The sequence below is a fragment of the Vibrio sp. Vb0598 genome (genome assembly GCF_033338935.1).
GTDB lineage: Bacteria > Pseudomonadota > Gammaproteobacteria > Enterobacterales > Vibrionaceae > Vibrio > Vibrio alginolyticus.
Window position 1 is genome coordinate 1 of the sequence record NZ_JAWOTP010000045.1, and the last position, 5,731, is coordinate 5,731.

Consider the following 5,731-nt stretch of genomic DNA (forward strand, 5'->3'; position numbering starts at 1 on the left):
GCCGATAAAGAAAAATAGCAGTATGTCTTCGGGGACTGATAACTACTTCTCTCTATTCTCAAAGTTGACCCCGAGGTAACCCTTTTCTCTATACCTCTATACGACTTAATACGATGACACCACTACAACAATATCAAAAAGACATAGCAGAACACGGGTTTCAGCGTGATGAAGCTCAGTATCAAGCGGTCGTTGCATTAGACAAGCTTTACCATGCTATCGTTGAATTTCAGTCAGCGCCTGTTCCTCAGCTTTCCAAATGGCAAAAGCTAATGGGGAAAAAAATCGACAAGCCTGAACCACCAAAAGGTCTTTACTTTTGGGGTGGGGTAGGTCGCGGTAAAACCTACCTTATGGATGCATTTTTTGATGCTTTACCGACCCAAAGAAAAATGCGCGTCCACTTCCATCGATTTATGTATCGAGTACATGATGAGTTGAAGCTGTTAGGTGATGTCGAAAATCCGCTATCAAAAGTGGCGGATAAATTTAAAGAAGAAGCCGATGTGGTTTGCTTTGATGAATTTTTTGTTTCCGACATTACTGATGCGATGATCCTTGCAACGCTACTTCAAGAAATGTTCAAGCGGCAGATGATCCTAGTCGCGACTTCAAACATTGAGCCGCAGAACTTATATCGTAACGGTTTGCAAAGAGCGCGCTTTTTGCCCGCGATCGATATGATTTTGGCACGTTGTGAAGTGTTGAATGTCGATAGTGGCGTTGATTATCGCTTAAGAACGTTAGAACAGGCTGAAATATACCATTACCCGCTTGATGAGCAGGCTAGCATAAACCTTAACAAATATTATCAGCAGCTGACTGGAGAGCGTCAGTTTGTTGCTCATCAAATCGAAGTTAACCACCGTCAACTAGCGGTGATTGAAGCAAGCGATGGGGTGCTGCATGCGTCGTTTGCTCAGTTGTGTCAAACTGCTCGCAGTCAAAATGACTACATTGAATTGTCTCGTATTTACCACACGGTATTACTGGCAGATGTTCAACAAATGAACCGAAAAATAGATGATGCGGCGAGACGCTTTATCGCGCTGGTCGATGAGTTTTACGAGCGCAATGTTAAGTTGATTATTTCTGCTGAAGTGCCAATGGCCGATTTATATGCTGACGGGCAGTTAGAGTTCGAATTTAAGCGCTGTTTGTCTCGGCTTACTGAGATGCAAAGTCATGAGTATCTCGCGCGTGAACATTTGGCCTAGATCCAATGGGTTCTTAAAAAAGTGAAGAAAAAATTAGTGATTTGGCGCAAAAAAAGGTGATTTTTTCTTCGCTCTTCTCTATAATCCTGCGACCCACCGTTACTGCAGACCTGATTATCGAAGTTATTTCGAAATTGAAGGTCGAGAGTACCAACGACTCGAAGGGGTGATGACTGGGCTCTTAGACAGTGTGGGAGCACTATTGGGTGTTCCTTTAAAGTTTAAAATTTAATTAACGGGTTATTGTTAGCATGAAAACTTTCGTTGCTAAACCAGAAACTGTAAAACGCGACTGGTACGTTGTAGACGCTGAAGGTAAAACTCTTGGCCGTCTAGCAAGTGAAATTGCATCTCGCCTACGTGGCAAACATAAAGCTGAATACACTCCTCACGTTGACACTGGTGATTACATCATCGTTATCAACGCTGAGAAAGTTGCTGTAACTGGTAACAAAGCTAAGAACAAAGTGTACTACCGTCACTCTGAATTCCCAGGTGGTCTAAAATCTATCACTTTTGAAAAGTTGATCGATCGTAAACCTGAGATGGCTCTTGAGCTTGCAGTTAAAGGCATGCTTCCACGTGGTCCTCTAGGCCGTGCTATGTACCGTAAGCTAAAAGTTTACGCGGGCGCTGAGCACAACCATGTTGCTCAACAACCACAAGTACTAGACATCTAATTGGGGATTTCGAAAATGGCAGAGAATCAATACTACGGCACTGGCCGTCGCAAAAGCTCAGCTGCACGTGTTTTCATTAAACCAGGCAGCGGTAACATTGTAGTAAACAAGCGTAACCTTGACGAATACTTCGGTCGTCCAACAGCACGTATGGTTGTACAACAACCTCTAGAGCTAGTTGAACTAACTGAAAAGCTAGACCTTTACGTAACAGTTAAAGGCGGCGGTATTTCTGGTCAAGCTGGTGCTATCCGTCACGGTATCACTCGCGCGCTTATGGAATACGATGAGTCTCTACGTCCTGCTCTACGCGCAGCTGGCTACGTTACTCGTGACGCTCGTTGCGTTGAACGTAAGAAAGTTGGTCTACGTAAAGCACGTCGTCGTCCACAGTTCTCTAAGCGTTAATTTCCTCTTATCGGGAATTATGCTTTCAGAGTTACTCTGGAAACTGTGTACCAAAAGCTCGGCTCTATGCCGGGCTTTTTTGTATTTAAAGACATCATACTTGTCTTCAAGCAACGAACAGCCTTCACTTATCATCACACTCCGAGCAGGCCTTCTTATTCGTCCTCTTCGTCGAAAGGTTGTCAGTGCCGTTTTATATGTGTGCCTTATTTAATCGCGACTCACCACGCTTTCTCTTGCGATGCAGCATAGATGTATTCATCAGCAGGAATGTCTTTGTATCTTATTCTTCCTGTAACATGTTTTAAAATGACTTACGTTCCTTTTTGAGCATTCTGCGTGCTACAAAATTGAAAATATAAACACAGTAAGCTGAACGCGTAATACGAAATATTTCTCTGTGTAATTAACTGAAAACTACCAAGATAAAAGGTTTTATCAGCTTTCAGCGGGGCTTCTATGTGGTGCTTTCTTGTTACAAATCACATCAATTTTTTATAATTCTGCCGCTTTTGTGACGACGCGAGCGATTTGCCTCACAAATGTTACAAAAAGGTAGCTTTATCTTGTCAAAAAGTAGGGTTTTCTTTATCATTTCCCTCCAATAAATAGAACTAAATTCATTATTTGTTAGCCATGCTCTTATAAGCGGAATAATAACGATCCAAAGGGAGCAAATGGGAGAATGTTTGGATGAGCAACGCGCCTTTAAATAACGGTCGCAGGCGTTTTCTAACCGCTACAACGGCAGTTGTTGGTGGGTTAGGGGCAGTCGCCGTCGCCGTGCCTTTTATCAAATCATGGAATCCGAGTGCTAAAGCCAAAGCGGCGGGCGCACCGGTGGAAGTGGATATAAGTAAAATTGAACCAGGTCAGCTGGTTCGTGTTGAGTGGCAGGGAAAACCTGTATGGATTGTTCGCCGCACTCAAAGCGTTCTGGATAACTTAAAATCGATCGGTGATAAGCTTCGCGATCCACAATCTGAAATGGAGCAGCAGCCTGAGTACGCTCAGAATGAGTTTCGTTCGATTAAGGAAGAGTTTTTCGTCGCAGTTGGTTTCTGTACCCACTTAGGTTGTTCACCAACCTATCTACCTGACTCTTTCTCAGAGCAGGTGCAGGGCGTAAGATCTGGCTTCTTCTGTCCTTGTCATGGTTCTAAGTTCGACATGGCTGGTCGAGTGTTCCAAGGAGTACCTGCTCCGTTGAACCTTGTCGTTCCTAAGCACATGTATTTGAGCGATACCAAGCTCATTGTGGGTGTTGATGAGGGAGATGCATAATGCAAGCAATGTTAGATTGGGTTGAAAAGCGTATTCCTGCAATGAATGCTTATAAAAAGCATTTGTCTGAATACCCAATGCCTAAGAACTTCAACTTTTGGTACCTTTTCGGTTCTCTGGCGATGCTGGTTCTTGTTAACCAAATCCTAACGGGTATTTGGCTAACGATGAACTATGTTCCTTCAGGTGACGGTGCATTTGCGTCTATCGAATACATTATGCGTGATGTAGAGTACGGTTGGCTTCTGCGTTACATGCATTCCACTGGCGCGTCAGCGTTTTTCGTTGTTGTGTATCTTCACATGTTCCGTGGTTTGATCTACGGTTCATACCAAAAACCTCGTGAACTATTGTGGATCTTCGGTATGTTGATCTTCCTTGTTCTCATGGCTGAAGCGTTCATGGGTTACCTACTTCCATGGGGTCAGATGTCATACTGGGGTGCGCAGGTAATCATTTCCCTGTTTGGCGCTATTCCTGTTATCGGTGATGACCTAACGCTTTGGATTCGTGGTGACTACATCATCTCTGGTGCAACGCTAAACCGTTTCTTCGCACTACACGTTATTGCCCTGCCTATTGTTTTGCTTCTTCTTGTTGTTCTGCATGTATTGGCGCTGCACGAAGTAGGCTCAAACAACCCGGATGGTATCGAAACTAAGCTGCCAAAAGGCTCAATGGGCGACGATTACAAAACGCAATTCAAGTTCCACGATTACTACACGAAGAAATATGACATCATTGATTCGATTCCTTTCCATCCGTACGGCACGGTTAAGGACTTGGTCGGTGTCGCTGGTTTCTTGTTCTTCTTCTGTTACGTGCTGTTCTTTAACCCAGAGATGGGTGGGTACTTCCTTGAGCCGCCTAACTTTGAAGCTGCAAACCCACTGAAGACACCAGAGCATATTGCTCCGGTATGGTACTTCACGCCGTTCTACGCAATCTTACGTGCGGTTCCAGACAAACTATTAGGTGTTATCCTAATGGGCGCGTCAATTGCAGTGCTGTTTGTTCTACCTTGGTTGGATCGTTGTAAAGTTCGTTCATACCGTTACCGTAGCAAACTTCATCTATTGAATATTGTACAGTTCACTATCGCCTTTATCGCTCTGGGTATTTTAGGTGCGTTACCTGCGACACCAACGTACACACTACTATCTCAGATCTTTAGCTTGTGTTACTTCATGTTCTTTGTGTTGCTGTTCTTCTACAGCAAAAATGAAGCAACCAAACCATTACCAGAGAGGGTGACATTCAAATGAAGAAGTGGATTGTAATTCTATTTGCTATGTTGCCATCACTAGCGATGGCAGCTGGGGCCAATGTTCCGCTGGATAAAGCGAATGTTGACCTTACGGATAAAGCTTCGCTACAAAACGGCGCGAAGTTGTTCATGAACTACTGTTTTGCTTGTCACTCTACGCAATACCAGCGTTACGAGCGTGTAGCAACAGACTTGGAAATTCCAACAGACTTAATGAAAGAAAACCTGATTTTCAATCCTGAAGCGAAAATCGGTGATCTAATGGTCAATGCTATGCCACCGAAGCAAGCGGCAAACTGGTTTGGTGCTCCACCACCAGATCTTACGTTGGTTGCACGAGTTCGTGGTGCTGATTGGTTATACACTTACTTACGCTCTTTCTATGTTGATCCATCTCGTCCATTCGGCGTGAACAACATCGTATTCCCGAGTGTTGGTATGCCGCATGTACTTGAAGAGCTACAGGGCATCCCGACGCCGATTTACGATACGAAAATCGTAGATGGCGAAGAAGTACAAGTTGTTGTTGGTACTGAAACCGATGGCACGGGTGAGCTGAGTGAAGGCGAATATGACAAAGCGGTTGGCGATCTCGTTAACTTCTTAGTTTATTCAGGTGACCCAGTGCAGCTTGAGCGTCATGCTTTAGGCTGGTGGGTAATGGGCTTCTTAGTGCTTCTAACCATCGTTGTTGTGATGCTCAAGAAAGAGTATTGGCGCGATGTGCATTAATTGTGCTAAAATACCGTGCTAATTCCCAATTTTAATTGATGTACAATGGAGGCTTAGCCTCCATTGTTTTTATTTTCAGCCCTAAACCACCTACTTCAGTAGGTGGTTATCATCCGTTTCGGCTTTGCCTGTAAAACTACTCA

The 5,731-nt window shown here is 44.1% G+C and carries 6 protein-coding genes; all 6 read left to right on the forward strand.

The window, feature by feature from the left end; translation table 11 throughout:
* The first annotated feature begins 113 nt into the window (after positions 1-113).
* The 6 genes from zapE to R7Q38_RS22640 all read left to right on the forward strand — a co-directional run bounded on the left by zapE (position 114) and on the right by R7Q38_RS22640 (position 5,588).
* Positions 114-1,217: a cell division protein ZapE gene (gene zapE / locus R7Q38_RS22615; RefSeq protein ID WP_137281704.1), complete on the forward strand. Its 1,104-nt coding sequence runs from the start codon at positions 114-116 to the stop codon at positions 1,215-1,217.
* Between the two features lie 251 nt (positions 1,218-1,468).
* Entirely contained in the window at positions 1,469-1,897 is a 429-nt protein-coding gene (gene rplM, locus R7Q38_RS22620) for a 50S ribosomal protein L13 (RefSeq protein ID WP_005372872.1), read from the forward strand.
* A gap of 15 nt (positions 1,898-1,912) precedes the next feature.
* Positions 1,913-2,305: a 30S ribosomal protein S9 gene (gene rpsI, locus R7Q38_RS22625; protein ID WP_005372876.1), complete on the forward strand. Its 393-nt coding sequence runs from the start codon at positions 1,913-1,915 to the stop codon at positions 2,303-2,305.
* A gap of 693 nt (positions 2,306-2,998) precedes the next feature.
* Positions 2,999-3,589: a ubiquinol-cytochrome c reductase iron-sulfur subunit gene (gene petA / locus R7Q38_RS22630; protein ID WP_005372877.1), complete on the forward strand. Its 591-nt coding sequence runs from the start codon at positions 2,999-3,001 to the stop codon at positions 3,587-3,589.
* The gene (locus R7Q38_RS22635) at positions 3,589-4,854 is read left to right on the forward strand and encodes a cytochrome b (protein ID WP_005372880.1); all 1,266 of its coding nucleotides are present in this window, start codon (positions 3,589-3,591) and stop codon (positions 4,852-4,854) included. Before petA ends, R7Q38_RS22635 begins: the two co-directional genes overlap by 1 nt.
* Positions 4,851-5,588, forward strand: a complete 738-nt coding sequence (locus R7Q38_RS22640; RefSeq protein ID WP_005372881.1) for a cytochrome c1 — start codon at positions 4,851-4,853, stop codon at positions 5,586-5,588. The genes R7Q38_RS22635 and R7Q38_RS22640 overlap by 4 nt, the downstream gene beginning before the upstream one ends.
* Positions 5,589-5,731: the final 143 nt, after the last annotated feature.